This is a genomic window from Halorubrum distributum JCM 13561, assembly GCF_000337395.1.
GTDB classification, from domain to species: Archaea; Halobacteriota; Halobacteria; order Halobacteriales; family Haloferacaceae; genus Halorubrum; species Halorubrum distributum.
Genome location: NZ_AOJF01000034.1, coordinates 120,025 through 145,967 on the forward strand (window position 1 = coordinate 120,025; position 25,943 = coordinate 145,967).

Genomic DNA, 25,943 nt, shown 5'->3' on the forward strand with positions numbered 1-25,943 from the left:
TCAGATCTGGACGCCGGCGTCGCGCATCAGGTCGATCGTCGGTTCGAGGTTGGACAGCTGCGAGAGGTCGATGTCCGGGACGTCCAGCTCGTCGATCGTCGGGAGGTCGCCGATCGGCTCGACGTCCGGGATCAGCGGGTACTCGAAGGTGGAGCGCGCGAAGTAGTCCTGCGCCTCCGCCGACAGCAGGTGCCGGACGAAGTTCGACGCCAGGTCGGCGTCCGACGCCGTGTCGATGACCGCGGCGCCCGCGACGTTGAACACCGCGCCGGCGTCGCCCTCGGTGAACGCGGTGGCGATCGGGGCCTCCGGGTTGCCGTCGAGCACGCGCTGGATGTAGTAGTGGTTCGTGAACGCGGCGTCGATCTCGCCGTCGGCGATCTCCTGACACGTGCGGAACTCGTCGGGGTACGTCGCGGCGCCGCGTTCGACCATCGCTTCGAGCCAGTCGCGGGTCGCGTCCTCGCCCTCGAGGATCCGCATCGCGGTGATGAACGCCTGCGCGGAGCCGTACGACGGCGCCCACCCGAGGTCGCCCTCGAACTCCTCGGGGAACGCCATGATGTCGTCCGGGATATCCTCCTCGGAGAACGCCTCGGTGTTGTACGGGATCGTCCGGGCGCGCCCGGAGGTGCCGACCCACTGCTCGGTACGGAACTCCTCGCGGACCTTCCCGGCCACGTCGTCGGGGAGCGCCTGCGTGCGGCCCGCGTCGGCGAGCGCGCCGAGCGACCCCGCGTTGACCGAGTAGAACACGTCCGCTGGCGAGCCCTCGCCCTCGTTGATGATCGCGTTCACGTGGTCGGTCGAGTTGTTGTACCGGACGGTCAGGTCGAAGTCGTCGTACAGGTCGTCGATGTAGCCGACGAGCTCGCCGACGAGGAACTCGCCGCGGCCGGAGTAGACGGTGAGCTCGCCTTCGAGCGCCGGCATCTCGGCCATCGACGTGCCGCCGGGGGCGTCGCGGCCCGCGCGGCCGGAGCCGATCTGGCCGACGGCCCCGTCGCTGACGTCGCCGCTTCCGTCGCCGCCGTCCTCGCCCCCGTCGTCGCCGGTCCCGTTACAGCCGGCGATCCCCGCCGCGCCGACCGCGCCGGCGGCCGCGAGGAACTTCCGTCGTCGAACGTCGCGTCCGTCTCGTCCGTCGGATTCGTGGTTCGTCATGTGTTTTAGGCTTGCCTAAATGGGTTTAGTCGTGTCGGTTCAGTCGTCCGCGACCGCCGGCGTCCGGCGGATCGCGTCGAGGCAGTCGAGCCAGTCGCGCATGTACTCGCCGCAGTGGTTGAGGAACGCGCCGTTGTTCCACTCGTCGAAGTCGCCCTCGGCGAGCGCGTCGGCCATCGCGTCGAAGACGGCCGCGTACGAGTCGGCCTCCTCGCCGGCCTCGTCGACGACCTCCCAGACGTGCTCGTTCAGCTCCAGCCCGGCGACCTCGTTCGCGAGGTCGTCGAACGTCGAGCGCGGGGCCTTGTTGTGCTCGCAGAGCGGGTCGCCGTTGTAGATGCGCTTGCCGAGCACGTCGCAGGCGCGCTTCAAGAAGAGGCCCGACCAGATGTCGTCGAACCGCCCCACGTCCCACTCGTTGTCGTCCATCGGCAGCTGGTAGAACGCCGGGATCACCTCGCGGCGGAACGCGAGGTTCATCGAGCAGACGGTGAGGTAGTTGCCGCGCGCGGCGACGAAGTCGTCGCCGAAGTCGTCGGCGGTCGTGCGGGTCTGCGCTTGCCCCTGTAAGTCGCCGTCCATCAGGATCCGGACCGCGTCGAGGTCGGGGACGTTCGTCCACAGGCCCTGCGAGGCGACGACCTCGCCGCCGTCGACGTCGACGGTGTCCGTCTCGACCGTCTCGTCCATCGCCGAGTACGGGTAGCCGCGGGGGTAGAGCCCGTGCTCGTCGGCGTTGTCGTAGAGGACGTTCACCCAGTCCTCGTCGGAGCGCACGCGCTCGATTTCGCCGCCGAACGCGAGGTTCTCCATGTGTCGACCGAAGTAGTCGACGTCGTCGTGCGGGAGCGTGTCGTCGTCGATGAACACGCCGTAGTCGTACGACTCGTCGGCCCACATGTACAGCAGACCGAAGCTGGTCTCGGCGTGGCTCGCGGCCGGGACGACGTGGCCGTACTCCGCGACCCCGTTGGCCTCGTACCACTCCTCGCGGCGGCTACCGTCGAACACCTCGCCGGAGACGCCGAGGTCGTCGAGCATGTCGCGCATCTCCGAGACGTCACAGAAGTCCTCGGTGACGAGGACGAAGTGGAGCCGCGAGACGTCGAAGCCGTGTTCGCGGGCGTTCGCGACGTACGCGCGGACGCACTCGTACTCCCGGATCGTCGGGACGATCACGCAGATGTCCGAGTCGTCGGGACTCTGGGCTGTGGTCGGCATACACGATAATCTTTAGGCCAGCCTAAAAGCTTAGCGGTCCGTCGTCGGCCGCGTCGCGCCCGCGTCCGGCTCCCGCTCGGATTCGTCCGGAGCCCCCGTCACGGAGAGGTCGAACGCGGCCGCCGCGGCCGCGCCGCCGGCGAGGGTGACGCCGTTCTTCAGCGCGTGGTCGAGGACCGCCGCGGCGAGCGCGACCTCGGGTGCGATCGGCGTCGTCGCGACGACGATCCCGGTGAACGCGGCCTCGTACAGCCCGATCCCCCCCTGCGAGAGCGGCAACACCTTCGCGAGGTTCCCGGCCGAGACCGCGAGGGTCCCGACGACGAGCAGCGCGGCCGGGGCGACGCCGCCGCCGAAGCCGCCGACGAGCGCCGCGAGCACGAGGACCGCGGTGGCCACGTCCAGTCCCCAGACGACGGCGCTGGCGAGGAATACGCGGACGAGCGCGGCCCCGTCCGCCGCCACGACCCGCACCGCGGCACCGAACCGGACCGCTGCGTCGGCGACCGGTGCGAGCCGGGAGCCGTCGGTGCGCTCGCGGAGCGCCGGGCCGAACCGGCGGTCGCTCCGGGCGACCGCGACGGTGACCGCCGAGCCGAGCGCGGCCGCGACCGCAATTCCCCCGGCGGCCGCGACCGCTCGCCCCGACCCGTCCGGCGCCGCGGCCCGTCCGTCGACGAGCAGGGCCGCGAGCGCGGCGCCGCCGAGGACGCCGAGCGCGACCAGGTCGAAGGCGCGCTCGACCGCCAGCGACGCGACGCCGGTCGGGTACGGCACGTCGCGCCGGTCGTTCAGGAGGTACGCGCGCACCCCGTCGCCGGCACGTGCCGGAACGATCAGGTTCGCGGTCTGGCTCGCGAACACCGTCGCCGTGAGGAACGCCGTGCGACACCGGTGTCCCATCGGGGCGAGCACGTCGCCGTACCGCCGCCCGCGGACCGGCCACGAGGCGAGGTAGGCGGCGAGCGCCGCGGCGAGCAGCGCCGGGTCCGCGGTCGCGGCCGCGTCGACGACGGTCCCGACGTCAAGGGTCCGGGTCAGCACCGCGCCGCCGACCGCGAGAACGACGACCGTCCCCGCGACCGCGAGGGTTCCCTGCGGGAGCCGGTCGCGGAGCCGACGGAGCCGTTTGCGGAGCCGAGCGGCGGCGACGCGCGGATTCATCTATTCGTTTAGGTCGCCCTAAAGAATAAAACGCTGGCGGTTCGCGGAGGCGAGCGGCGACGCGAGCCGGCCCCGGGCCGACGCAACACGTTTGTTCGTGGAAATCGAAATACCGCACATGAACGCGAACGAAGCGGCCGCCGGCTCCGCGGGAGACGAGATCCGGATGTGGCTCGTCGAGCGCACCTACTCCGACGACGAGCAGAACATGGTGATCCTCACGTACGCGACGCCGGACGGCGAGCGCTACTTCCGCAAGGAGCGCGCGCTCACCTCCTTCACGGACGTGCGCGACACGACCGCCGCCGTCGACGCGCCGCCGTCGAACGTCGGGACCGTCGACGACCCCGACGGCCGAGAGCGGTACGCCGCCGAGGCGACGCGGATGGCGAACGCGCACGACCCAGACGACGTGATCTGAGTCGCGTCCGGGCTCGCTCCGGTCGACTCGCAACGACGGCCTCACCCACTCTTTTCACCGCGCGGCCCCAACCCTCGCCCGATGCGCGCCACCCTCGAAACGCTCGGGATCGTCCTCCTCGTCGGCGCCGCGCAGGCCCTCCTCAGCGTCGTCGGCCTCTTCGGGCTCCTCGCGCTGTCGACCCCCGTCTCCGTCGCCCCGTGGACGCTCGTCACCAGCGTGTACGCGCACGGCTCCGTCGGCCACCTGCTGGCGAACGCCCTCGGACTGCTGCTCGTCGGGCCCCTCGTCGAGCGCCGAACGACCCGCGCCCGCTTCCACGCGTTCGTGGTCGTCACCGGCGCGCTCGCGGGCGTCGCACAGGTGACCGTCGGGAGCCTGCTCGGCCCCCCGTCCGCCGTGTTGGGGATCAGCGGCGCCGTCTTTGCGCTCGGCGGCTACCTGCTCGCCGGCAACGTCGTGAGCGCGACGCTGTTCGACCGGCTGCGCCTCTCGCCGCGGGTCCAACTCCTCTTGTTCGGCCTCGTCGCCGTCGTCCTCACCGCGACGACGGCGGCGCCCGGCGTCGCGCTCATCGCGCACGCCACCGGCGCGTTCTGCGGGCTCGTCGCGGGGCGCGCCGGGCTGCTTGACGCGTGAGCCGACCGACAGCGGCGCGGACCGAACGCGCGGCGGCGCCGTCGCTGGTCGGGATGAAAAACGAAAGGGGTGAAAGAGAAACGCCCTAGCGCTCAGTCTTCGAGAACGATCTCGATGCTGACGTCGTTCGGCACTTGGACGCGCATGAGCTGGCGGAGCGCGCGTTCGTCGGCGTCGATGTCGATCAGACGCTTGTGGACGCGCATCTCCCAGTGCTCCCACGTCGCCGTCCCCTCACCGTCCGGGGACTTGCGCGACGGGATCTCGAGCGTCTTCGTCGGCAGCGGGATCGGGCCCGACAGGGCGACCCCCGTCGAGTCCGCGATCTCGCGGACGTCGTCGCAGATGTCGTCGAGGTCCTCGGGGCTCGTGCCGGCGAGGCGGACGCGTGCCTGCTGCATCGATTATCGCTCGTTGACTTCGAGCACCTTGCCGGCCGCGATGGTCTGACCCATGTCGCGGATGGCGAAGCTGCCGAGCTCCGGAATCTCGCCGGACGGCTCGATGCTGAGCGGTTTCTGGGGGCGCACGGTGACGACCGCGGCGTCGCCGGACTTGATGAAGTCCGGGTTCTCCTCGGCGACCTCACCGGACGAGGGGTCGATCTTCTGATCGATGGACTCGATCGTACAGGCGACCTGCGCCGTGTGGGCGTGGAAGACCGGGGTGTAGCCGGCCGTGATCACCGACGGGTGCTGCATGACGACGACCTGCGCCTTGAACGTCTCGGCGACGCTCGGCGGGTCGTCGGCCGGGCCACAGACGTCGCCGCGGCGGATGTCGTCCTTGCCGATGCCGCGGACGTTGAACCCGACGTTGTCACCGGGCTCGGCCTTGGGCACCTCTTCGTGGTGCATCTCGACCGTCTTCACCTCGCCGCCCACGTCGGACGGCTGGAAGGAGACGTTGTCGCCGGTGTTGAGGATCCCGGTCTCGACGCGTCCCACGGGGACGGTCCCGATGCCGGAGATGGTGTACACGTCCTGGATCGGCAGGCGGAGCGGCGCGTCCGTCGGCGGCTCGGCCTCCGGCAGGTCGTTGAGCGACTCCAGCAGAGTGGGGCCGTCGTACCAGTCGGTGTTCTCGGACGCCTCGGCGACGTTGTCGCCCTCGAACGCCGAGATCGGCACGAACGTGGTGTCGTCGGTCGCGAAGCGGACCTGGTTGAGCAGGTCCTCGACCTCGCCGATGACCTCCTTGTAGGAGTCCTCGCTGTAGTCGACGAGGTCCATCTTGTTGACGCCGATGATGAGCTCGTTGATCCCGAGCGTGCGGGCCAGGAACACGTGCTCGCGTGTCTGGGGCGCGACGCCGTCGTCGGCCGCGACGACGAGCACCGCGTTGTCGGCCTGCGAGGCGCCCGTGATCATGTTCTTCACGAAGTCACGGTGGCCCGGACAGTCGACGATGGTGAAGTAGTACTCGTCGGTGTCGAACTCCTGGTGGGCGATGTCGATCGTGACGCCGCGCTCGCGCTCCTCGGCGAGGTTGTCCATCACGTAGGCGAACTCGAAGCCGCCCTTGCCCTTCTCTTCGGCTTCCTCGCGGTGCTGCTCGATTACGTGCTCGGGGACGCTCCCCGTCTCGAAGAGGAGGCGACCCACGAGCGTACTCTTGCCGTGGTCGACGTGGCCGATAATGGCCAAGTTCTGGTGCGGTTTGTCACTCATGGGGTAATCACGCGCTAAGGCGCTCTGTGAGTAAGTTTCGGTTGATTCCACTAAAACGGTTTCGATACGGCCCACAGAGTATCGCGTCGCCGTCCGGCGATTCTCGACAACGCGGGACACGACAGAGCGACACACGCCCCGGTCCGCCGCGACGGACTCGGCGGTCGACCCGGCCCACTCCAGCCGGTCGGCCCAGACCACTCCAGCCGGCCGACCCGGCCTACTCCAGCCGCCCCACGTCGCCGAGGACCGCGCTCGCGGTCTCCGGGCCGCCCGCGCCGCGGCCGGAGATGTTGAGCCGGCCGGCGTGGGTCGTCTCGATCTGGACGATGTTCTGGGTGCCGGAGACCGCGAGCGTTCCGTTCTCGGGGACGAGCCGCGGCGCGACGCGGACCGTCTCGCCGGTCGCCTCGCCGATCAGCCGGACCGTCCGGCCGTCCTCGGCCGCGAGGCGGAGCGCGGACCCGGGCACGTCGCGGATCCCCGAGACGTCGGCGTCGGCGAGCGTGAACTCGCGGGCGGCGTCGGGGTCGTCGACCGCGCCGAAGGATAGCACGTTCGCGAGGATGACGCATTTCAGCGCCGCGTCGGTCCCGTCCACGTCGAAGGAGGGGTCCGCCTCCGCGACGCCGAGGTCCTGCGCCTCCGCGAGCACGTGGTCGTAGTCGAGCCCCTCGGCCGCCATCCGCGTCAGGATGAAGTTCGCCGTCCCGTTGAGCACGCCCCGGACCGCGGTGACGTGGCCGGGTTCGATGTCTTCGACGGTCGACACCGCGGGGATCGCGCCGCCGACCGTCGCCTCGAACCGTATCTCGCCGTCGCTGTCGTCGACGGCCGCCCGCAGGTCGCCGAACCGCTCCGCGACCGGGCCCTTGTTCGCGAGGACGGCGTGGCGGTCGCGCTCCAAGGCTGCCGTCACGTGCGAGAAGCCGGGCTCGGCGTCGCCGAGCGTGGTCGGCGTCGCCTCGACGAGGACGTCGTAGTCCGCCGCGAGGGCGTCGTCCGGGTCCGCGTCGCCGACGATCCCGCGCTCGCTTTTCCGCGCCACGACCGCGTCGGGGTCGACGCCGGCGCTATCGTCCGCTCCCGGGCCGCCGGTCCCGTCCGCGACGACCGCCGTCGAGGAGTCCGCGACCGCGACGACCTCGTGGCCGTGTTCGCCCGCCAGTTCGACGACGGAGCGGCCGACCGCGCCCGCGCCGATCACGGCGAGTCTCACGCCTCCACCCCCGTGAGCGGCTCGACGACGCGGAGGTCCTTCGCCGCGGCCAGGTCGCGGACCGCCGCGAGCGCCGCGTCCGTCTCGCCGGCGCGGGCCTCGAGCCGGAGCCGCGCGCTCGACACCTCCTCGGTGCCCTGCGGGGCCGCGAGCGACACGTCGGCGACCGACGCCGACTCGCAGGCCTCGATCTCAGAGAGCGTGTCGGAGAGGTCGGTGTCGATGAGGTGGCCGAAGAGGAGCAGCGTCACCTCCTCCGCGTACCGCTCCGTGCCCGCCTGCATCACGTTCACGCCCTCGCTGCGGAGCGCGTCGACGATCTCCTCGAACCGCTCGGGCGTCGCCTCGAAGTCGACCTCGACCGGGATCCGCCCGCGGGGCGTCTTGTTCCCGCGCTCGTGGTAGATCGACAGGAGGTTCCCGCCGTTGTCCGCGATCGGGTGGAGCGCGGCGAGCAGCTGGCCCGGCTCGTCGACCAGCTCCAGCCGCACCGTGTGCGTCGAGGGGGCCGCGGCCGCGTGACCGCCGTCCGGGGAGGCCGCGTCCGCGCTCCCGGCGGCGGCCGAATCGGCCGCGTCCTCGGCGTCGAGCGCGGCCTCGGGCGCCCCGTCGCGACGGTCGCTCACGCCGCCACCTCCGGCGCCTCGCTGCGGCGGACCAGTCCGGGGGCGCGCGTTCGCAGACACGTTCCTGTGCCCGGCGTGGAGCGGTCGCTCGGTGGCTCCGTCGCGGTGCGCCGGGGGGGAGTCGTGCCCGTCTGCATACTCGAACGGAGTCGGACGATCGGGTATAAGCCTTCGGCGATGGCAGGCGTTGCCTCGCCCGCACGCCTGTCAACGCGGCGCACGGTCGTGAGACGGTCGGCCGCCGGGCGAGCGGAAACCGCTCGATTCCGGAGCGAAAACCGCTCGACTCCGAGGGGAAGGTGCGCGCGGAACCCCAGCACAATTTTGTGTCGCGGGGCAGTTGCGCCGGTGTGAACTCCCTCCCCGCAGTTCGACGACGGTCGCGACGCCACCGCTCCGGAACCGCCCTCCGCGGCCCCGAGGTGAGGTAGCGATGGGGGACGACGGACTCTCGATCGGCGGCCCGAAGACGAGGCGCGGCGCGGTCATCATGCTGATCATCGGCCTCGCGGCGACCGGGTACGGCGCGTACGACTACACCCAGCAGTCGAACGCCGTCGCGGACGCCGTCGAGGTCGACGCCGAGATAACCGAACTCGGCGTGGAGCCGACCTCGGCCGGCAGCAGCGCGGACACCGACTACCGCCCGGTCGTGCGGTTCTCCTACGAGTACGAGGGGACCGCCTACGAGAGCGGGAGCGTCTTCCCGTCTGCGATTTCGCCGAACTATGACACCGAGTCGGCGGCCCGCGAGGTCGTCTCGGAGTACGCCGTCGGCGAGTCCGCGACCGCGCACGTCGACCCGTCCGACCCGGACGCCGCGTTCCTGAAGGACCGGACCTCGAACGCGCCGCTCGTCGCGGTCGCGGTCTGACTGGGCTTCGTCCTCGTCGGCGGGCGGTCGGCGATCAGGTAGTCGCGCCGCTGTCGAGGTGGCGTCGGGACGTCGAAAGAACCGAGAGAGGAGATCCGCGGAAGAGAACCGCAGACGGCCGGGAACCGCAGCGCGAACCGCGTCGTCGACTTAGAAGTAGTCGATCGACTGCGGCAGTTCCAGCTTCATCCCCTTGCGCTCGCGGATCTCCATGATCTTCTCGCGCTGGAGGTTGTCGACGAGCACGCGGAAGCCCGCGTTCTCGGTGTTCCACGAGGCGCGGCCCTCGGTGGCCGAGCGGATGTCGGAGGAGAACCCGATCATCTCCTCGACGGGCGCGATGCCCTCGACGACCATGAGGTCGCCCTCCTGGTACATGTCGTCGACGCGGCCGCGACGGCCCTGAATCTCGCCGGACGCGGCGCCCATGTGTTCGCTGGGCACGTCGATCCGGACGTCCTGGATCGGCTCCAGCAGGCGGACCTCGCCGTCGATAAGCGCGCGGTGGACCGCGTCGCGGACCGCGGGGATGACCTGCGCGGGACCGCGGTGGATGGTGTCCTCGTGGAGCTTCGCGTCGTGGAGGCGGAACAGCGACCCCTGGACCGGCTCGGCGGCCAGCGGGCCGTCGTCGAGCGCTTCCTGAAGCCCCTCGAGGACCAGCTCCATCGTCTCGTTGAGGTGCTGGATACCCTTCGTGTCGTCGATGAGGATGTTCGTCCGGTGGATGTCCTCGACGTTCTGCGAGGTGTCCTTGTCCATGCCGGCATCCTGCAGCGCCTCGCGGCGCTCCAGTTCGGGCATGTCCATCGAGACCTCGCCGAGCTGGATGGCGTCGACGATCTCCTGGTCCATCGGCTCGACGGTGATGTAGAACTTGTTGTGCCGGTTCGGCGACTGCCCCTCGACCTCGCGGGACGACTCCTGGGGCTGCTCGCGGAACACGACGATCGGCTCCCCGGTGATGACCGGGATGCCCTGGTTGTCGCGGATCCGCTGGGTGATCACTTCGAGGTGGAGCTCGCCCTGCCCGGAGATCAGGTGCTCGCCGGTGTCCTCGTTGATCTCGATCTGGATCGTCGGGTCCTCCTTGGCGACCTGCTGGAGCGTCTCGATGAGCTTCGGCAGGTCGTCCATGTTCTGCGCCTCGACGGACTTCGTGATGACCGGCTCGGAGATGTGCTCGATCGACTCGAACGGCGTCATCTCCACGGAGGAGACCGTGGAACCGGCGATGGCGTCACGCAGTCCGGTGACGGACGCGATGTTCCCTGCCGGGACGCGGTCCACCTCCTCGCGCTCGGACCCCATGAAGAGGCCGACGCTCTGGATGCGGTTCTTGCCGGCGGTGCCGGAGACGTACAGCTCCTGGCCCTTCTCCAGCGTGCCGGAGAAGACGCGGCCCGTCGCGATCTCGCCCGCGTGCGGGTCCATCGAGATGTCGGTGACCATGAAGACGACCTCGCCGTCCTCGTCGACCAGCCGCATCGTGTCGGCCAAGTCGGACTCGGGGTCGCCGCGCCAGATGCGCGGGACGCGGCGGGGCTGGGCGTCGACCGGGTTCGGGAAGTGCTCGCAGACCATGTCGAGCACGACGTCCGACAGCGGCGTCCGCTCGTGGAGCTCCTGGCGCTTGTCGTTCTGTTCGAGCTCCATGATGTCGCCGAAGTCCATGCCGGTCCGCTGCATCGAGGGCATCGAGACGCCCCACTTGTACAGCGCGGAGCCGAACCCGACCGTGCCGTCCTCGACGGAGACGGTCCAGTCCTCGGGGATGTCGTCCATGTTCTCGGCCATCCCGCGGATGAGCTCGTTGACGTCGGCGATGACGGACATCAGCCGCTCTTGCATCTCCTGGGGCCCCTCCTGGAGCTCCGAGATGAGGCGGTCGACCTTGTTGATGAACAGCGTCGGCTTCACGCCCTCGCGGAGCGCCTGCCGGAGCACCGTCTCCGTCTGGGGCATCGCGCCCTCGACGGCGTCGACGACCACCAGCGCACCGTCGACCGCGCGCATCGCGCGGGTGACGTCGCCCCCGAAGTCAACGTGGCCCGGGGTGTCGATGAGGTTGACGAGGTGGTTGGTGTCCTCGTACTCGTGGGTCATCGAGACGTTCGCCGCGTCGATGGTGATCCCGCGCTCCTGCTCGTCCTCCTTCGTGTCCATCGCGAGCTGCTCGCCCGCGGTGTCCTCGGAGATCATGCCGGCGCCCGCCAGCAGGTTGTCGGAGAGCGTCGTCTTCCCGTGGTCGACGTGGGCGGCGATGGCGATGTTCCGGATGTTCTCCGGGGTGTCCATCAGCCGCTCACATTCCTGAACGATCTTCTTGCGTCGGCCCATTATACCGAGTGTTACCGAAAGGAGGGTCAAAAGGGTAGTGTTTCGTCGCGGCCGTTTCGCGGGCGAGTACCCCCGATCGCCGCCGATTTCGTGTCGACCGGTGTCACGGGACAGGCGGCTGAGACGGGACCCCGCTCGCGATCGGCGGCGGCGTTCGCTGTCGGCGGCGGCATTCGCTGTCGGCGGCGGCGTTCGCGGTCGACGGCGGCGCTCGCGCCCGGGCTCACCGCCTGCGGCCATCGGGGCGGTTTTAAGTCCCGACTCGGGAAACTGGAGGTATGAACGAGACGCTCTCACGGCTCGTCGACAGCGGCGTCGTCGCGGTGTTGCGCGGAGTCCCCGCCGACCAGCTGATCGAGATCACCGAGGCGCTGCGCGAGGGCGGGGTCACCGCCGTCGAGATCACGGCCGACACGCCGGACGTGGCCGAGAAGCTCGGCGAGGTCGCTGGCTCCTTCGACGACGAGGTCGTCGTGGGCACGGGAACGGTCCTCGACAGCGAGACGGCCCGGACCACGCTGATGGCGGGCGCGGAGTTCGTCGTCTCGCCGAGCCTCCACGAGGACGTCATCGAGACGTGTAACCGCTACGGCGCCGTCAGCGCCCCGGGCGTGATGACGCCGACGGAGGCGATCCGCGGCTACGAGGCCGGCGCGGACTTCGTGAAGGTGTTCCCCGCGAAGACCGTCGGCCCGGCCCACCTCGGCGCCATGAAGGGTCCGCTCGGCCAGATCCCGATGATGCCGACCGGCGGCGTGAGCCCCGACAACGCGGCCGACTACGTCGACGCGGGCGCGTTCGCGGTCGGCGCCGGCGGCGCCCTCGTCGACTACGACGCCGCCGAGCGCGGCGACTACGAGGTCATCACCGAGACCGCCCGCGAGTTCACGCGGGTCGTCGAGGCGGCGCGCGCGGGCGACTGAGCACGCGCGACGGCCGATCGAACGCGCGGCGACGACCGCGGTCAGACCGCCGTTCCATTTTTAAAAGTCTGGTATGCCATGCCACACATACAAGAACGCGGAGACGCAAACTAAGATCGGCTTCCAGCCCGCAGACGAGAGGCACAGTCTGGAAGTCATCCGGAACACGCTGTCGGTACACCCAACCACCGCTCGCCGGTCTCCCCTGACGGGGAGAGTGACCCCGTCGCCGCCGCGGGACAGGCCGCGACGGGGCGGGGTCGTCCCGCGGTCGTCACATGAAGTCCGCGATGCCGGACTGCTTGTTCGTGTCGTCCTCGAAGATCGACTCCAGCGACCCCTCTAACACCTTCAGCCGCTGTTTCGTGTAGGGCCGGCAGCCGAACCGCTCCGCGACCTCGATGGCGGTGTCGACGTACTTGCTCACCGACCCCTCGTGGACGGTGAGGTTCACGCGCCCGCCGCACTCGCGGCACTCGCCCGTCAGGGGCATCCGGCGGTACTTCTCGCCGCAGTCGAGACAGCGCGTCTCCTGCCGCGAGAACGCCCGCAGGTTGCCGATGATGTCCGGCAGGAAGTGGTACTCGATCACCCGTTCGGCCACGTCGGTCTCGTCGACCGCGCGCAGCTTCCGGGCCAGCTCCAGCTGCGCGTCCATCTTCTCCATCATGTCGCCGAGCGTCTTGTACGCCGAGAGATCCGGCCCCATCGCGATGTCCGTCGTGTCGTGGGTGTGGTCGAACCCGTGGTACTCGTCGTCGGTCCCGAGCGTGTCCTCGCCGATCTGGATCAGCTCCTCGACCGCCTCCGGGTCGGCCAGCTCGCGCGACGCCTCGTACAGCTCCAGCGGGTACTCCCGCACGATGTCGACGTTGTGCGCCTCGTCGTCGATCTCCGAGGGGTCGATTCGCGAAGACATCACTAAGGGTGCATCCATCCGCCCGCCGCGTTGGTCTGGCAGGAATTCTTTCGAGAAGTTGAGCAGTCCGTCCATGAGGAGCATGACGCAGTCCTCGTCACCGTCGCATTGATCGACCGACAGATCGTTCGCAACGAGGGAGTGCGTCTCCTCGACGGTGAGACAGTACACGTGGTCAACGTCGCTCTCGACGATCTCGACTTCGTCGACGCCCTCGACGAGGTACTCTCCGGATCCGCCGTCCGATACCTTCGGTGCGTACGGGTCGACAGACGAGACGTTCTCCATGAGTCGGTCGTGCTTCCGAGAGAGGTGGAACCCAGCAATCTCGGAGAACCGAACGGCGTCCCGTGAAGAGACAGAAATGACGTATGTCTGAGAGGTCAGCCGCATGTCGCTCTCATCGTAGAACTCGGGGAATTTCTCGTGAAGTAGGACGCGCTTCGGTCGGTCGACCGTCGCGTGGATGTCCAGTCGCCGTAGGAGCGCGAGTAAGTCCTCGCGAAGCTCCTCACTTACCGTCGTAGCCGTGATCCGGAGAGAGCCCTTGTCGACACCGCCGTCACCGCTGAAATACCCGCTCAGGTACGCACCAACCGTTTTTTCGGGCGCGTCGAAGATGGAGTCCGGAACACGTTTGCTCTCTGCACGCACGCCAGCGTCGAGGACGGAATCAAAGAAGGCTCGAAGGAGACGGCCGGATACGGTGACCTTCGCGTTGTTCTCTTCGTACGGGTCGACTCCGAACTCCTCGCGCAAAGCGTTGAGGAAGAACTCCCTCGCTTCCGTCTCGGTCCCGCAGATTGTCGTTTGGTGGATCGTCCCTTTCGGCGTCTCCTGTTCACGAGCGAATCCCTCGGCCGCGTAGTAGCCGAGTAGCGTTGCGACGCGCTGGTTGAGGTCAACGGTCCGATCGATCTCTGTGCGGTCACGTTTCATCCCGAGCGTCACGTCGTCGGGAACGAACGCGAGGAGATCATCGGTCGAAGAGAAGCACTGCTCTAGATACGACGCGGGGAAACTCTCTCGGTACAAGTAGTTACTCAGCGTCTTCTTGTTCGTGTCGAACACCTCAGTCATGCTCTGGAGCGGGTAGAACCGTCCCTCCCAGTCATCCGCGAAGGTGTCCTCAAAGAGATCGTACAGCCGATCTTTGTCTAGTCCCTTTATCATGAGACGGTCGGTCGGGACCGCTTCGGATCGGATGAACTCGGCAAGCAGATCGAACCGCTGTTGACTCCGACCGGAGTCGTCGCTCCCGATCGAATCAGGAACGACCAGTTTATCGGTCGTGTCGAGGTCCTGTGCGTCCCTGCTGACGATCTCGTCTTGTTCTCCGTCGTACACGTGGACACCGTGATCGGGAGTGACGGTTATCGAGCGTCCGGACGTCGTACGGACCTGTATCATGTGATCCGGGGCTTCATGTTTGCTGACCGCCTCAACCGGTCGAGAGACTCGCTCTCCGTCAGCAGTCACCGCGGGAACGGACAGGTCTCCGTCGACGCCTTCCAGTTCGCCAATCGCCGTTCCGAAGTCGTCGAACTCGATCTCAGACTGATCGAGGTACGTCTCGACGAAGTCGTCGATCTCGTCGTATCGTAAACTACCGGTCTCGTCCTCGTACCAGATTTTCGTCTCTGGATGGAAGCAATTCCGACGTTTCGCGGCGTGAAAGTACGGATGTGCGTATCCGACCGCGGCCGACGTGAAACCTACCACTCGCCCGACAGTTGCGGCGCTTGTGTGCGGCGCCATCCCGAAGACGAGCTCGCCGACGAGGTCGTCGCGTTCGTTCACCTCGTAGAAGCGATCGAGGCCGTAGAACTGTTCGAGCAGGTCGTCGACGAAGTCCGCGGTCTTGAGCATGTGCTCGGCCGCGCCGTCCGAGAGGACGATGTCCTGGACGCGGAGTTCGACCACCTGGTCGTCGTGGCGCAGCGGCTCGTCGTCGATATCGGTCTCGTAGCCGAGTTCGCGGAAGTGGTCGGCGGTGACGTCGAGCTCCGCGGGTTTGACCGCGGTGACCGGGAGGTCCGTCATGTCGTACCGGACCGTGCCGTCCTTGAACGACGTGACGCCGTTCTTCGCGCGGAGGACGCCCTTCTCGATCGGCTCGGGCGTCTTGTTCCGCGAGGTGAGCCCCTGGACCCCCTTGAGGATCTCGAAGGCGGACTCGCGCTCGCCGACCGTCTCCAGCGCGGAGCGGTACGCGTCGTTGACGTCGACCTCCTGGTACGTCGCGGCCGTCACCTCCCACTCGCAGTTCGGGCACTCGACCCGGCCGGCCTCGTCCGGCTCGCAGACGGTGCCGCAGTCGTTGCACTCGTAGTGCGGCTCCGTGTGCGTCTCGCAGTCGGGACAGAGCGCGGCGTAGGTGTGCTCGCCGCAGTCGGGACAGACCCGGTCGGAGACCTGAAGTTCGTGCCGCCCGCGGTGTCCCGTGTCGTCCATGACGTTCGCGGCCTCGGCCACGTCGCGCTGCGGGCCGCCCGCCTCGTTGATCGGGAAGAGCGTGTGGACCGCGGGCGAGAGGTCGCGGCTCTCGGACTTCTCGGGGCGGCCCATCCGGTTGCCGATCCGGGTCGGCGCGCGCTCGCGGATCTCGAACGGCGCAACCTCGTTGACCGCGCGGATCGCGTTCTCGCCGTCAGCGTACTCGCGAGCGGCCCGCGAGAGGTCGTCCGCGTCCCACTCCTTCCGGAGCCCGTCGTCGATCCCGAGCGACCGCGCGAGCGGGCGCCACGTGGGAATCCGGAGCGCGTCCGGGGTCGCAGCGTGTTCGAGCAAAAGCGACTCCAGCGCGTCCCGGACCGCCTCGGTGCGCTCGACCGCGAGGACGCCCTCGACGACCTCGCCCGCGGCGACCGCGTCGGCGAGCGCCTCGAAGGCGTCGACCGACACGTCGTGCCAGAGGTAGGTGTACTCGGGGTGGAGCGGGCAGTCGTACTCGCGCGCCCACGCGAGCGCCTCGTCGACGTCGGGGTGGTCGAGGTCGACGTGCGGGTCGTCGCCCATGGCCTGAACGTCGGCGCCGGCCGCCTCGAACTCCTGGACCCACCACTCGGGGGCGTACGAGGCGGGCGCGAGCGGGTGGTTGTTCTCGACGAACTCGCCGTAGTTGACGAGGTACTCGCCGAGGTCGAGCACCTTCTCGATCCCGTTGCGGACCTCCTTCGCCTCCTCGGGGTCGTCGATCCGGCGGACCTCGCCGTTCGCGAGCCGGACCGTCGGCCCCTCGATGGAGTCGACGGGGACGACGCCGTGGGCCTTCCCCGGCCGCTCCGTCTTGATCTGCGTCCCGGCCGCGAGGAAGTCGTCGACGATGTGCATCGTCGCCGGGTGGACGCCGCCGGTCGCGAATCCGTGGTTTCGCGCGCGACCGTAGCGGAGTCGGAACCCGCCGGCCTCGCTCGGGTGGGTGAACACGGGGCGACCCGCGATGAGGTCCCGGAGGAACTTCTGGGAGGGGTCAGCGCGGGGCGGGCCGTCGGCTTCGGCCCCGTTCTCGGGCTCGCCCTCCGCCTCGTCCGATTCGCCGTCGCCGCCCTCCCCGCCGTCGCCGCCCTCCGCGTCGGCCGCGTCCTCCTCCGCCTCCGCGGCGTCGCCGTCGCCTGCCCCGTCCTTCCCGATCGTCCCGTCGATGAGGTCCTGGAGCCACGGCCAGTCGACCTCGTCGAGGTCGCGGGTGTACCGCTGGATCTTCGGGGCCTTCAGCGCGATCCCCTCGGCGGCGACGAGGCACATCCCGCCGCGCGCGGAGTTGGTGTCGACGCGTTCGAGGTCGCGGAACCCCGAGACCTCCTCGTCGCTCGTCGCCTCCCCGTCGAGCATGACGGGGATGTGCTTCGCGATGAACTTCGACTCCTTGTCCTTCGGCGTGTACTGGAGCCCGGTGTCCTTGTCGTATAAGGCGATTTCCTCGGCGTAGCGCTCGACCTCCACGTCGCGCGGCTTGTACTCGTCGATGCCCAGCAGCGACCGGGCGTAGTCGGCGACGAGCACCGACAGCGCCTGCGCGGTCCCGCCCGCCGAGCGGATCGGGCCGGCGTAGTAGACGTTGACGAACTCGGTGCCGTCGTCGTTCTCCAGCAGTTCGACGCGGTCGATCCCCTCGATCGGCGCGGCGACGACGCCCTCGGTGAGCAGCGCGACGGCGGTGCGGACGGCCCCCTCGATCTTCCCCTCGCGGGAGTCGTAGTCGCCGACGCTGCCGTCGACGAAGTCGGTGACGAGCTCCAGGGCGGCCTCCTCGCGGGACATCTCCCCCTCCAGGTCGCGGACCCGCTCCGCGACGCCGTCGATACCGAGGATGTTCTCGACGCGGTCGGCCATGTCGCGGGCGACCGGGATCTCGATCTCCGGCTCCGGGTCCCGACCCTGCTCTTTGGCCGCCTCCGCCACGTCCCACGCCTCGTCGAGCCGCTCCTCGATCCGCGCGAAGTAGCGCTCGTCGTCCGGTCTCATCGGGCCTCGGTCGAGGGAATCACGCGGCGCGTTCGGCGGGTCACAGCCACAGGTCGAGGTCGGTCGCCTCGTCGTGCGAGCGCTCCAGCGGCTCGGCGAACGCGCGCAGGTGGCACTCGCCGGCCCAGACGGTCGCGGAGTCGAGGTGGCCCGCGAGCGCCTGGCCGCTCGGTCGCGACAGCACAGCGTGGGTGTGCGCGAAAACGTCTCCTTCCAGGAGCGAGACGTTGCCCACGCAGGCGGCCACCTCCAGCGGCTCGTCGAACGTCACCGAGCGGTACTCGGTCTCCTCCTGGTCGTAGAACCAGACGTCCGCGTCCTGGACCGCGCCGAGCGCCGTGAACCAGCCGGCCTCGACGTCCTCCTCGCGTGCGAGGCTCTCTATCTCCTCGCGCCAGTCGGCGCCCGTCTCGAACCGCGCGACGTACTCCGCCGTGGGTTCGACCTCGCGATGGTACATAGCAACTCCCCACGGCTGCCGGGGAGAAAAAGCCTTCAGTCGGACCGAGCGGGACCGACGGATCGGATTCGATATAGCGATATACAATTTAATCAGAGTCGCCGGGGAGACACAGCGGAAACGAGAAAAAGGCCGTTACAACGACTCTTCGGCCCTAAAACGCCTGAGTATCGGCGAACAGTGATGCGACTGGCGAAGCGGAAAGAGAGAGGAGAGCGTCGCGGTTCGGACCGACTCAGAACGGGGCCTGGGGGCCTTCGTCGTCGCCGCCGTCGTCGTCGGTCGTCTCGCCGGGGAAGGAGGGAGACATGCCGCCGCCGCTGCTGGTGCCGCCGAGGTCGCCGTCCGCGCCGGCGGACGCGCCGGTGTCGGCATGGACCGTCTCGATCTCGGGAATCTCTTTGACCATCCGAGACTTGATCGCCTGGATCGTCATCGGGGAGATACCGCAGCCGGAACAGGCGCCGCCGAGCTGGACCGTGACCTCGCCCTTCTCGCGGTCGAGGTGGGCGATGGCGGCGCTCCCGCCGTGCATCTGGATCTGCGGGAAGTTGCGCCGCAGGAAGTTCGTGATCCGCTCGCGGAGTTCGTTTTCCGCGTCAGCCGCGTCGGTGTCCGTGCTCATGCCCGCGAGTTGGCGGGCGGCGGGCTTATGCCTTTGGTTCGGGCGGATTCCGGCGGGTGACGCGCCTCGTCGAATCACTCCGGCCGATCGACGCCGAGGGTCCGGTACAGCTCGGACTCGATCCGCTTGACGTACTCCTCCAACGTCTCCTCGAACGTCTCGTCGTCGACCGCGACGGCGCCGCGGATGCGCTCGCGCGGGTTCTCCGGGAGTTCGACGCGGAACTCGCCGTCCTCGTAGAACGGCTCCGACTCGTTGAGCACGGTCTGGTCGATCCCGTGGATCAGCTCCGAGTCGTACCGGTCGTTCATCTGCTCGAACGCGTTCTTGTACGCCCGCTGGAGCTCGTTGAAGTAGTGCGCGTACTTGTCCTCGAACTTCTCCGGGTCGAACTCGTCGGCCATGTCGCGGGCGAGGGTCCGGCGGGAAAAAAGCCGGTCGATCGCCGCCGAAACGCCGGATCGGGCGTGAAAATCGAGCGTGCGGTCAGCTGTGGGGTTCGACCGGAGCCGGCTTGATAAATCTCATGTCGCGATATAGAATTCATCGTTCGGGTCCTCCCCGCAGTGTGAACAGTGTTCGGATCGCTATATTGCTCTATATCTCTCGGTAGCGGTCCCAAGTAACGATTATAGTGATACCTCCCGCATAACGGGCCGTGAGCCACCACAATCGGCCGGACCGTCGGACCGCGTTCGTCTGCGTCCAGAACGCGGGCCGGAGCCAGATGGCGGCGGCGTTCGCCGAGCGCGAGCCGGACCGCCGTAAGGCGAGCGGTCGGATCGAGGTCCTGACGAGCGGGACTCTGCCCGCCGACCGCGTCCGTGGAGTGACTTGAGATGAAACGTGAACGACAGCGAACGGCCGACGAACGGGGAAGCAGAGGTCGCACGACTGAGACGGCGTCGGACGGCGGCTCGACGGACCTCGACGGGATGTCCACGGAGCGGGCGGCCGAGCTCGTCAACGACGACGAGAGGGACCTCGGCGAGCGACGGGAGACGCTCGCGATCGTGGCGCGGGACGGGACGGTCCGTCGGGCGGCCGTCGACGACGCGCTCGCGAACGCGTCGAAGGTGGTGACGACCGCCGAGACGCGGGTGGAACTCGCTGCCGAGAAGCTGGACGGCGCGCGGGAGACCGCTTCACCGGTCGCGGACCTCGATCTCGTGTCGACGCGCCTCGGCGACTTCGATGCGCGCCTCGACGCGGTCGAGGACCGGTCTGACGCGCTCGGCGAGGCCGTTCAGGAGGTTCTCGCGATGAGAGCGGAGGGCGACCTCTACGAGGTCGCGCGACGGATCAGGCGGCTGACGACCGCCGCGACCGAGGTCCAACGCGCCGCCGACGACCTCCAATTCGAGCTCGGCTCCTTCGAGGAGTGGCTCACCGACCCCGACCGACGGGCCGCGGAACTCGACGGCGACGTCGACGCGCTCGCGGAGTCGATCGAGGAGCTCGACGAGGTCTCCGAAGCCCTCGGTGGCGACGGCAGCGGTCCGGAGGGCGAAGCGGGACGGACGTGGGCCGCCGCGCGGGTCCGCCACCGGGTCGCGTCGCTGCTGATCGCCGACCTCCGGGCGGAGCTGGCGGCGCTCCGGAGGTGGGCCGAACGCGAGGGCGCTCCCGCGCCGTCGGGGATCGAGCCGCAGATCGACGAGGTACAGGGCCGCCACGGGGCGGTCGGGGACCGGCTCGCTTCGCAGGCGGACCCCGAGTGGGTCGCGCGGTTCGGCGACCGGCTGACCGCGCTCGACGAGGCGCTCGCCGCGATGGAGCCGCCGGTCGCGTGGGGCGAGGTGGAGGCCGTCGTCGCGGAACACCGGCCCGAAGCCGAGTGACGGACCGCACCCGCGGTGCGACGACCGGTCGGACGGACGGTCAGCCGTCGACGTTCTCGGCGCGGACCGCGGATCTCGCCGCGGTGTCGGCCACGGACCGACCGCACTCGACGGCCCGCCGTAGGTGACAGGTAACGGCCGAGAGGGCGGCCGTCCCGGGAGCCGTTCCCGAAGCGGCCCCGTCGTACGCCCGCCGTTCGACGGCTTCGATGGCGTCTTCGGCGTCGTCACAGCGACCCCTCGCCCGCCGGACCCCCGTCGGATCGTCGTCGAGAACGGCGGTCACCGCGTCGTCGACGGCGCACGCGACGTCGTCGGCGGCGGAGCGCACGGCTTCGGCCGGCTCGGCCGCGGGCGGCTCGGAGAGGCGTTCGCCGGTGCGTTCGATGCGAACGGATAGGTCCGCGAGCGTTCCGAGGCGACGGGCGGTCGCGTGGTACGCGAACAGCTCGGGGCGGGAGACGCCGAGCGCGTCGAGCTCGGCGTGCGAGACCAGCGACCGCGAGAAGTGTCGCGTCACCATCTCCGCCGAGCGGCGCGCCTCGTCGGCGCGGTCGCGGACCCGCGCGTGCGTGTCCGCGGCCTCGGCGAAGCTCTCGGCCGCGTCGCGGAGGAGCGAACCGACCACGTACTGTAGCTGGACGACCGACTGACAGACGGAGACGGACGACGCGTCCAAGAGGTGTCCGACCGTGACTTCCGTGTCGGACTCGCTGAGGACGTTCATCCCGACCAGGTCCCGCGTCGTCGATCGGACCGCCTTGCGCTCCGCGTCGTCGAACCCGTCCGGCCGACGCAGCGTCGCCGTCTCGAACCCCACCGCGTAGGCCGTTCGCACGGCACGTTCGGCGGCATCGGTCCCCCCGTCGACGTCGATCGTCGCGTCGTCGAGGCGGTCGACGTCCGCCTCGGAGGACCGGACGAGTATCGACCCGTCGCGGTGCGTGTACAGCTGGAGCTCCATGCCGACCTCGAAGCCGTGAGTCGTCGCCCACCCCCTCGGGATCGAGACGGTGAACGTCCCGCCGCCGACCTCCTGGAGCTTTCTGGTCTCCATTGTCAGTAGATCAGCTCGGGGTCGCCGTCGGTCGCGTACAGCGTGCGCGCGGCGATGTTGACGGCGTGGTCGCCGACCCGTTCCAGGTCCCGAATCGTGAGCAGCAACCGCGACACGCCGTCGAGCAGCTGTTCGACCTCCCAGCGGTCGGGTTCGCTGGCGACGAGCTCGCGGACGACGGTCTCGCTGGCGTGCTGACACGAGGCGTCGAGCTCGTCGTCCCGCTCGGCGATCGCCCGACACGCGGCTGGATCGGCGTCGACGTAGGCTTGGAGGGCCGCTCGGACCTGGTCGCGGGCCGTCTCGCCGATCTCCCGGACCCGGACCTCGGAGATCTCGTCCGGTCGGGCGGCGAGCGCGTGCCGGGCGAGGTTCGTCGCGAGGTCGCCGACCCGCTCTACGTCGGTGAGGATCTTGAACGAGGCGGCGACGAAGCGCAGGTCGGAGGCGACGGGCTGTTGGAGCGCGATCAGGTCGATACAGTCGCTTTCGAGGTCGAGGTACCGCCGGTTGATGCGCTCGTCGCCGGCGATCACCTCGCGGGCCAGCCCGCGGTCGTCCGTCTCGAGGGCGTCGAGCGACCGCGAGAGCTGGTCGAGCACCGCCGTTCCCATCGACTCGACGTCGGCGCGCAGCTCGTCCAGCGAGTCGCGGTAGTCCTCTCGCGGCACGGTGATCACCCGAACTTTCCGCTGATGTAATCCTCGACGCGCTGGCTCTCGGGGTTCTCGAAGATCTTCTCGGTGTCGTCGTACTCGACGAGCTCGCCGCCGGTCAGGAAGACCGCGGTCTGGTCGGAGACGCGGGCCGCCTGCTGCATGCTGTGGGTGACGACGACGACCGTGTAGTCCTGCGCGAGGTCCTCGATGAGGTCCTCGATCTTCGAGGTGGCGATGGGGTCGAGCGCCGAGGCCGGTTCGTCCATGAGGATGACCTCCGGATCGACCGCCAGGCACCGGGCGATACAGAGCCGCTGCTGCTGGCCGCCGGACAGCCCGAGCGCGTTGTCGTCCAGTCGATCGCTCACTTCCTCCCACAGCGCGGCCCGTTCGAGCGACCGCTCGACGAGCGCCTCCTCGCGGTCGGGCTCCGCGCGCCCGGTCAGTCGGGCGAGGAGTCCCGTCTCGATGTCGCCGTGTTTCCGCGGACCGTACGACACGTTCTCGCGGATCGACTTGGGGAAGGGGTTGGGGCTCTGAAACACCATCCCGACCCGCTTGCGTAGCTCGACGAGGTCGACGCCGTCCTGATACACGTCCTCGCCGTCGAGCTCGACGGTTCCGTCGACGCTGGCCGCACGGATGCGGTCGTTCATCCGGTTGAGACACCGGAGGAACGTCGACTTGCCGCAGCCGGACGGGCCGATCAGCGCCGTCACGCTCCGCTCGGGGATGTCCATGGAGACGCCCTTCAGCGCGTGGTCGTCGCCGTAGTGGACGTCGAGGTCGTCGACGGCGAACTTCGTCTCGCCGCCGGCCTCGTAGCTCGTCCACTCCGGGCGCGTCTCTTCGACGGTCTCGCCGGCGGTCGTGGAGACCCCCTGGCCGTCGGTGCGGTCCGCCACGGGTTCCGCTGCGTCTGTCTGACTCATTGGTGTAGTTTCCGCCTGAAGTAGTAGCGCGTCGCGATACCGACCGCGTAGAAGGCCAGCACGACGAGCAGCAGCGTCAGCGCCAGCCCCCACGCGTACTCCTGTGGATTCTGGATGTTGCCGCTCAGGCCCGCGGTGATGAGCGCGTACAGCTGATACGGGAGCGCGCTCGTCGCCTCCAACAGCGAGGGGTTGCTGACGAACGGCGGCGACGCGCTCAGTCGGAAGCTTCCCAGCACGTCCGGAGCGGCCGACTTCGCCGGGAGGACGCCGCCGCCCATCGTCAGCAGGATCGGGGCGGTCTCGCCGGCGATGCGTCCGACGCCGAGGATGACGCCGGTGGTCACACCGGGGATCGCCGCGGGGAGGACGACGCTGCGGACCGTCTGCCACTTCGAGACGCCGAGCGCCGCGCTGGCGTCGCGGTACTCGTCGGGGACCGCGAGTATCGCCTCCCGGCTCGTGATCAACACCAGCGGCAGCAGCATGAAGCCGAGCGTCAACATGCCGGCGATCAGCGACTTCTGGTTACCGAACCGCGGGATCAGGAAGGCGGCGCCGAACAGACCGAACACGATGCTCGGCGTGCTCCAGAGGCCGTTGGTCGCCACCTCGACCGCCCCCGTGAACCGGCCCTGCTCGGCGTACTCGCTGAGGAACACGGCGGCGCCGACCCCGGTCGGCACGGCGAAGAGGACGGCGCCGGCGACCAGCCATATCGTCCCGAGGAGGGCGGGGAATACGCCCGCGACCTCGGCCGTCAGGCCGGCGCCGCTTGTCAGGAACGGCCAACTGACGAGCCCCGACCCCCCGAGGGAGAAGCCGTTGAACAGCCCGGGGAGCCCCTTCGCGGCGACGAAGGCGACGAGTCCGACCAGCACCGCCAGTATCGAGCCGACGACGAGGTAGATGAGCACATAGGCGCCGACGTTGCGGCCGCGAGCGCCGAACCCGCCGTACGCCTTCGCGGCGCTCCAGCCGGTCACCAGCGAGGCGAACAGCACGACCGCCGGAACGACGGTGTCGCCGAACAGCGTCGCGTTGTACCCGTCGAGCGCGCGCTCCCACCCGGGGCCGATGAGGCCAGTGAGGAGCGAGAGCCCACAGAGGACCGCGAGCGCGCCCGCTGGCGCCGTCGATCCGACGTCCTCGCGGGGGAACGCGGTCGCCGCGAACGCGGTTCCGCCGAGGACCGCCCCGAGGGCGAGCCGACCGCCCGTCCCGACCCCCGCCGCACCGGACGCGGCCGCGCCCACGGCGCCCCAGATCGCAGTGAACGCGACCGCGGCGACGATCCCCGCGCTGGGCTGGGGCGCGGCGTCGACGAACCCGAACCGCGAGGCCATCCCGAAGCCGACGACCGACGCGCCGAGCGCGAGCAGCAGCGCTCCGAGCGCGACAGACAGCCCGACGCCGGCGACGGGGGCGTCGATCCCGACGAGTCCCAGAAGCGCCGCCAGGCCGACGACGAACGCGACCCCGGAGAGGCCGACGGCGGTCCCGGCGACCGCCTCGTACAGCGTGCGGTCGTCCCGAACGAGCGCGGTCCGCGTGGCGCGGCTCATTCCGCACCCCCGAGGCGGCGACGCATACGCGCCTCGATGTACTGCGAGCCGATGCTCAGGCACAACACGGTCACGAACAGGACGACCCCGGCGGCGAACAGCGCGCTCTCGTGGACGCCGTTCGCGCTCCCGTAGCCGCGGGCGATGAGGGAGGTGAGCGTCTCGTAGCCGTAGAAGACGTTCACGAGGGGGTCGCTTATCCGCGGGACGCCGGCCAGCATCACCGTCGCGGCCATCGTCTCGCCGATCGCTCGCCCGACGCCGAGCAGGACGGCCGCCGAGACGCCGGAGAAGGCCGCCGGCAGCGTGATCGAGGTCATCGACTGCCAGTCGGTCGCCCCGAGCGCGAGCGACCCGTCCTTCATCACGTCCGGGACGCTCGTCAGCGCGTCCTCGGCCACGGAGACGACCGTCGGCAGCGCCATCAGCCCGACGACCATCCCGACGAACAGGTACGTCGAGCCGCCGTTGAGGTCGAACGCCCCGCTCGCCCACGGGTTGATCACGGTGAACCCGATGAAGCCGTAGACGATCGAGGGGATGCCCGCCAGTATCTCGATGCCCGGCTTGACGAGTTCGCGGACCCGCGGCGGCGCGATCTCGGCGATGAAGAGCGCCGCGGCGACGCCGAGCGGGGCCGCCACGAGCGTCGCGATGGTCGTCACCATCACCGTCCCGTGGATCATCGGGAGCAGCGAGTAGCGAACGGGGTCCGAGACGGCGTCCCAGCGCGCCTGTGTGAACATCCCGGCGCCGGGAACGGAGACGCCGAAGACGCTCGCCGTCTCGTACCGAAACGCCGGGATCGACTCGGCGAAGATGAACACGACGATGAGGCCGAGCGTGAGGAGCGTCACCGTCGTCATTGCGAGGGAGATCGCGCGGGCGACGAGCGCCTGATGGCGCGCCCAGCCGTAGCCGGTGACGAGCAGGAACGCCCCGAACGGAACGGCGGTCCACGGCGAGGCGAGCAGGAAGCCGAGGAAGGCGGTCAGTAGCGCTCCCATCGAGGCGGTGACCACGGCCAGCGCCTCCGGGTCGGTGTCGTCGACGAACTCCCGGGCGCCGGTCAGCCGCCGTTCGATGCGAGCGCGCCAACCGGTTTGAGAGGTTTTGAATGACATATAATGGAAGTGGCCGCGAACCGCGGTTCGCGC

23 protein-coding genes are annotated in these 25,943 nt (G+C 69.4%); 6 read left to right on the top strand and 17 right to left on the bottom strand.

The genetic code is table 11. From position 1 onward, the window contains the following. The 3 genes from C470_RS07975 to C470_RS07985 are packed head-to-tail and all read right to left on the bottom strand — an operon-like array spanning position 1 to position 3,549. Positions 1-1,164 carry an extracellular solute-binding protein gene (locus C470_RS07975; protein ID WP_004598669.1) on the bottom strand — a complete coding sequence of 388 codons (1,164 nt, stop codon included), beginning with the start codon at positions 1,162-1,164 and terminating at the stop codon, positions 1-3. A gap of 39 nt (positions 1,165-1,203) precedes the next feature. Then, entirely contained in the window at positions 1,204-2,385 is a 1,182-nt protein-coding gene (locus C470_RS07980; RefSeq protein ID WP_008366477.1) for a hypothetical protein, read from the bottom strand. Positions 2,386-2,415: 30 nt separating this feature from the next. Beyond that, complete coding sequence (locus C470_RS07985; protein WP_008366478.1) at positions 2,416-3,549, bottom strand: lysylphosphatidylglycerol synthase transmembrane domain-containing protein; 1,134 nt, start codon at positions 3,547-3,549, stop codon at positions 2,416-2,418. Between the two features lie 118 nt (positions 3,550-3,667). Here C470_RS07985 and C470_RS07990 point away from each other — a divergent pair, with 118 nt between their 5' ends. Continuing rightward, positions 3,668-3,970: a hypothetical protein gene (locus C470_RS07990; RefSeq protein WP_004598666.1), complete on the top strand. Its 303-nt coding sequence runs from the start codon at positions 3,668-3,670 to the stop codon at positions 3,968-3,970. Positions 3,971-4,051: 81 nt separating this feature from the next. Continuing rightward, positions 4,052-4,609, top strand: a complete 558-nt coding sequence (locus C470_RS07995; RefSeq protein ID WP_008366479.1) for a rhomboid family intramembrane serine protease — start codon at positions 4,052-4,054, stop codon at positions 4,607-4,609. Positions 4,610-4,701: 92 nt separating this feature from the next. On the opposite strand, the gene rpsJ is transcribed toward C470_RS07995, so the two are convergent. The 4 genes from rpsJ to C470_RS08015 all read right to left on the bottom strand — a co-directional run bounded on the left by rpsJ (position 4,702) and on the right by C470_RS08015 (position 8,124). Further along, entirely contained in the window at positions 4,702-5,010 is a 309-nt protein-coding gene (rpsJ, locus tag C470_RS08000) for a 30S ribosomal protein S10 (RefSeq protein ID WP_004048854.1), read from the bottom strand. 3 nt (positions 5,011-5,013) lie between these two features. Then, positions 5,014-6,279, bottom strand: coding sequence for a translation elongation factor EF-1 subunit alpha (gene tuf / locus C470_RS08005; RefSeq protein WP_004598664.1), 1,266 nt, complete (start codon positions 6,277-6,279; stop codon positions 5,014-5,016). Between the two features lie 220 nt (positions 6,280-6,499). Then, the gene (locus tag C470_RS08010) at positions 6,500-7,498 is read right to left on the bottom strand and encodes a homoserine dehydrogenase (RefSeq protein WP_008366480.1); all 999 of its coding nucleotides are present in this window, start codon (positions 7,496-7,498) and stop codon (positions 6,500-6,502) included. Then, positions 7,495-8,124 (bottom strand): amino acid-binding ACT domain protein, encoded by a 630-nt coding sequence (locus C470_RS08015; protein ID WP_008366481.1) that lies wholly within the window; start codon positions 8,122-8,124, stop codon positions 7,495-7,497. The genes C470_RS08010 and C470_RS08015 overlap by 4 nt, the downstream gene beginning before the upstream one ends. Positions 8,125-8,557: 433 nt before the next feature. On the opposite strand from C470_RS08015, the gene C470_RS08020 reads away from it, so the two are divergent. After that, entirely contained in the window at positions 8,558-8,998 is a 441-nt protein-coding gene (locus C470_RS08020; protein ID WP_008366482.1) for a DUF3592 domain-containing protein, read from the top strand. Positions 8,999-9,148: 150 nt separating this feature from the next. Here the strand turns inward: C470_RS08020 and C470_RS08025 are convergent, their stop codons facing one another. Further along, positions 9,149-11,338 (bottom strand): elongation factor EF-2, encoded by a 2,190-nt coding sequence (locus tag C470_RS08025; RefSeq protein WP_004598660.1) that lies wholly within the window; start codon positions 11,336-11,338, stop codon positions 9,149-9,151. A 278-nt stretch (positions 11,339-11,616) separates the two neighbouring features. On the opposite strand from C470_RS08025, the gene C470_RS08030 reads away from it, so the two are divergent. After that, positions 11,617-12,261 (top strand): bifunctional 4-hydroxy-2-oxoglutarate aldolase/2-dehydro-3-deoxy-phosphogluconate aldolase, encoded by a 645-nt coding sequence (locus C470_RS08030; RefSeq protein WP_008366484.1) that lies wholly within the window; start codon positions 11,617-11,619, stop codon positions 12,259-12,261. 274 nt (positions 12,262-12,535) lie between these two features. Here the strand turns inward: C470_RS08030 and polC are convergent, their stop codons facing one another. The 4 genes from polC to C470_RS08050 all read right to left on the bottom strand — a co-directional run bounded on the left by polC (position 12,536) and on the right by C470_RS08050 (position 19,136). Beyond that, entirely contained in the window at positions 12,536-17,647 is a 5,112-nt protein-coding gene (polC, locus tag C470_RS08035; protein WP_008366485.1) for a DNA polymerase II large subunit, read from the bottom strand. Positions 17,648-17,687: 40 nt separating this feature from the next. After that, the gene (locus C470_RS08040) at positions 17,688-18,107 is read right to left on the bottom strand and encodes a PPC domain-containing DNA-binding protein (protein WP_004598657.1); all 420 of its coding nucleotides are present in this window, start codon (positions 18,105-18,107) and stop codon (positions 17,688-17,690) included. A 235-nt stretch (positions 18,108-18,342) separates the two neighbouring features. Next, positions 18,343-18,732: a NifU family protein gene (locus C470_RS08045; RefSeq protein ID WP_004598656.1), complete on the bottom strand. Its 390-nt coding sequence runs from the start codon at positions 18,730-18,732 to the stop codon at positions 18,343-18,345. A 74-nt stretch (positions 18,733-18,806) separates the two neighbouring features. After that, positions 18,807-19,136 (bottom strand): DUF5783 family protein, encoded by a 330-nt coding sequence (locus C470_RS08050; protein WP_008366488.1) that lies wholly within the window; start codon positions 19,134-19,136, stop codon positions 18,807-18,809. A gap of 254 nt (positions 19,137-19,390) precedes the next feature. On the opposite strand from C470_RS08050, the gene C470_RS08055 reads away from it, so the two are divergent. Together C470_RS08055 and C470_RS08060 are read left to right on the top strand one after the other, a co-directional pair. Continuing rightward, positions 19,391-19,570 carry an arsenate reductase/protein-tyrosine-phosphatase family protein gene (locus C470_RS08055; RefSeq protein ID WP_008366489.1) on the top strand — a complete coding sequence of 60 codons (180 nt, stop codon included), beginning with the start codon at positions 19,391-19,393 and terminating at the stop codon, positions 19,568-19,570. 1 nt (position 19,571) lies between these two features. Continuing rightward, entirely contained in the window at positions 19,572-20,573 is a 1,002-nt protein-coding gene (locus C470_RS08060; RefSeq protein WP_008366491.1) for a hypothetical protein, read from the top strand. Positions 20,574-20,613: 40 nt separating this feature from the next. Here the strand turns inward: C470_RS08060 and C470_RS08065 are convergent, their stop codons facing one another. The 5 genes from C470_RS08065 to pstC are packed head-to-tail and all read right to left on the bottom strand — an operon-like array spanning position 20,614 to position 25,910. Continuing rightward, positions 20,614-21,630 carry a phosphate uptake regulator PhoU gene (locus C470_RS08065; RefSeq protein WP_008366493.1) on the bottom strand — a complete coding sequence of 339 codons (1,017 nt, stop codon included), beginning with the start codon at positions 21,628-21,630 and terminating at the stop codon, positions 20,614-20,616. 2 nt (positions 21,631-21,632) lie between these two features. Beyond that, entirely contained in the window at positions 21,633-22,310 is a 678-nt protein-coding gene (gene phoU / locus C470_RS08070; protein ID WP_008366495.1) for a phosphate signaling complex protein PhoU, read from the bottom strand. Then, complete coding sequence (gene pstB / locus C470_RS08075) at positions 22,307-23,221, bottom strand: phosphate ABC transporter ATP-binding protein PstB (protein ID WP_049908655.1); 915 nt, start codon at positions 23,219-23,221, stop codon at positions 22,307-22,309. Before pstB ends, phoU begins: the two co-directional genes overlap by 4 nt. Further along, on the bottom strand, positions 23,218-24,786 hold the full coding sequence (gene pstA / locus C470_RS08080; RefSeq protein WP_008366500.1) for a phosphate ABC transporter permease PstA: 1,569 nt from the start codon (positions 24,784-24,786) through the stop codon (positions 23,218-23,220). Before pstA ends, pstB begins: the two co-directional genes overlap by 4 nt. Continuing rightward, positions 24,783-25,910, bottom strand: a complete 1,128-nt coding sequence (gene pstC, locus C470_RS08085) for a phosphate ABC transporter permease subunit PstC (protein ID WP_008366503.1) — start codon at positions 25,908-25,910, stop codon at positions 24,783-24,785. Before pstC ends, pstA begins: the two co-directional genes overlap by 4 nt. Positions 25,911-25,943: the final 33 nt, after the last annotated feature.

Bases quoted from the DNA above. Each gene is read 5' to 3' on its own strand.
- C470_RS07980 (WP_008366477.1), bottom strand. From the start codon at position 2,385: ATGCCGACCACAGCCCAGAGTCCCGACGACTCGGACATCTGCGTGATC.
- C470_RS07985 (WP_008366478.1), bottom strand. From the start codon at position 3,549: ATGAATCCGCGCGTCGCCGCCGCTCGGCTCCGCAAACGGCTCCGTCGG.
- C470_RS08065 (WP_008366493.1), bottom strand. From the start codon at position 21,630: ATGGAGACCAGAAAGCTCCAGGAGGTCGGCGGCGGGACGTTCACCGTC.
- pstC (WP_008366503.1), bottom strand. From the start codon at position 25,910: ATGTCATTCAAAACCTCTCAAACCGGTTGGCGCGCTCGCATCGAACGG.
- C470_RS08030 (WP_008366484.1), top strand. From the start codon at position 11,617: ATGAACGAGACGCTCTCACGGCTCGTCGACAGCGGCGTCGTCGCGGTG.
- C470_RS07990 (WP_004598666.1), top strand. From the start codon at position 3,668: ATGAACGCGAACGAAGCGGCCGCCGGCTCCGCGGGAGACGAGATCCGG.
- polC (WP_008366485.1), bottom strand. From the start codon at position 17,647: ATGAGACCGGACGACGAGCGCTACTTCGCGCGGATCGAGGAGCGGCTC.
- C470_RS08040 (WP_004598657.1), bottom strand. From the start codon at position 18,107: ATGTACCATCGCGAGGTCGAACCCACGGCGGAGTACGTCGCGCGGTTC.
- C470_RS08050 (WP_008366488.1), bottom strand. From the start codon at position 19,136: ATGGCCGACGAGTTCGACCCGGAGAAGTTCGAGGACAAGTACGCGCAC.
- rpsJ (WP_004048854.1), bottom strand. From the start codon at position 5,010: ATGCAGCAGGCACGCGTCCGCCTCGCCGGCACGAGCCCCGAGGACCTC.
- C470_RS08045 (WP_004598656.1), bottom strand. From the start codon at position 18,732: ATGAGCACGGACACCGACGCGGCTGACGCGGAAAACGAACTCCGCGAG.
- pstB (WP_049908655.1), bottom strand. From the start codon at position 23,221: ATGAGTCAGACAGACGCAGCGGAACCCGTGGCGGACCGCACCGACGGC.
- pstA (WP_008366500.1), bottom strand. From the start codon at position 24,786: ATGAGCCGCGCCACGCGGACCGCGCTCGTTCGGGACGACCGCACGCTG.
- C470_RS08060 (WP_008366491.1), top strand. From the start codon at position 19,572: ATGAAACGTGAACGACAGCGAACGGCCGACGAACGGGGAAGCAGAGGT.
- tuf (WP_004598664.1), bottom strand. From the start codon at position 6,279: ATGAGTGACAAACCGCACCAGAACTTGGCCATTATCGGCCACGTCGAC.
- C470_RS08025 (WP_004598660.1), bottom strand. From the start codon at position 11,338: ATGGGCCGACGCAAGAAGATCGTTCAGGAATGTGAGCGGCTGATGGAC.
- C470_RS08020 (WP_008366482.1), top strand. From the start codon at position 8,558: ATGGGGGACGACGGACTCTCGATCGGCGGCCCGAAGACGAGGCGCGGC.
- C470_RS07995 (WP_008366479.1), top strand. From the start codon at position 4,052: ATGCGCGCCACCCTCGAAACGCTCGGGATCGTCCTCCTCGTCGGCGCC.
- C470_RS07975 (WP_004598669.1), bottom strand. From the start codon at position 1,164: ATGACGAACCACGAATCCGACGGACGAGACGGACGCGACGTTCGACGA.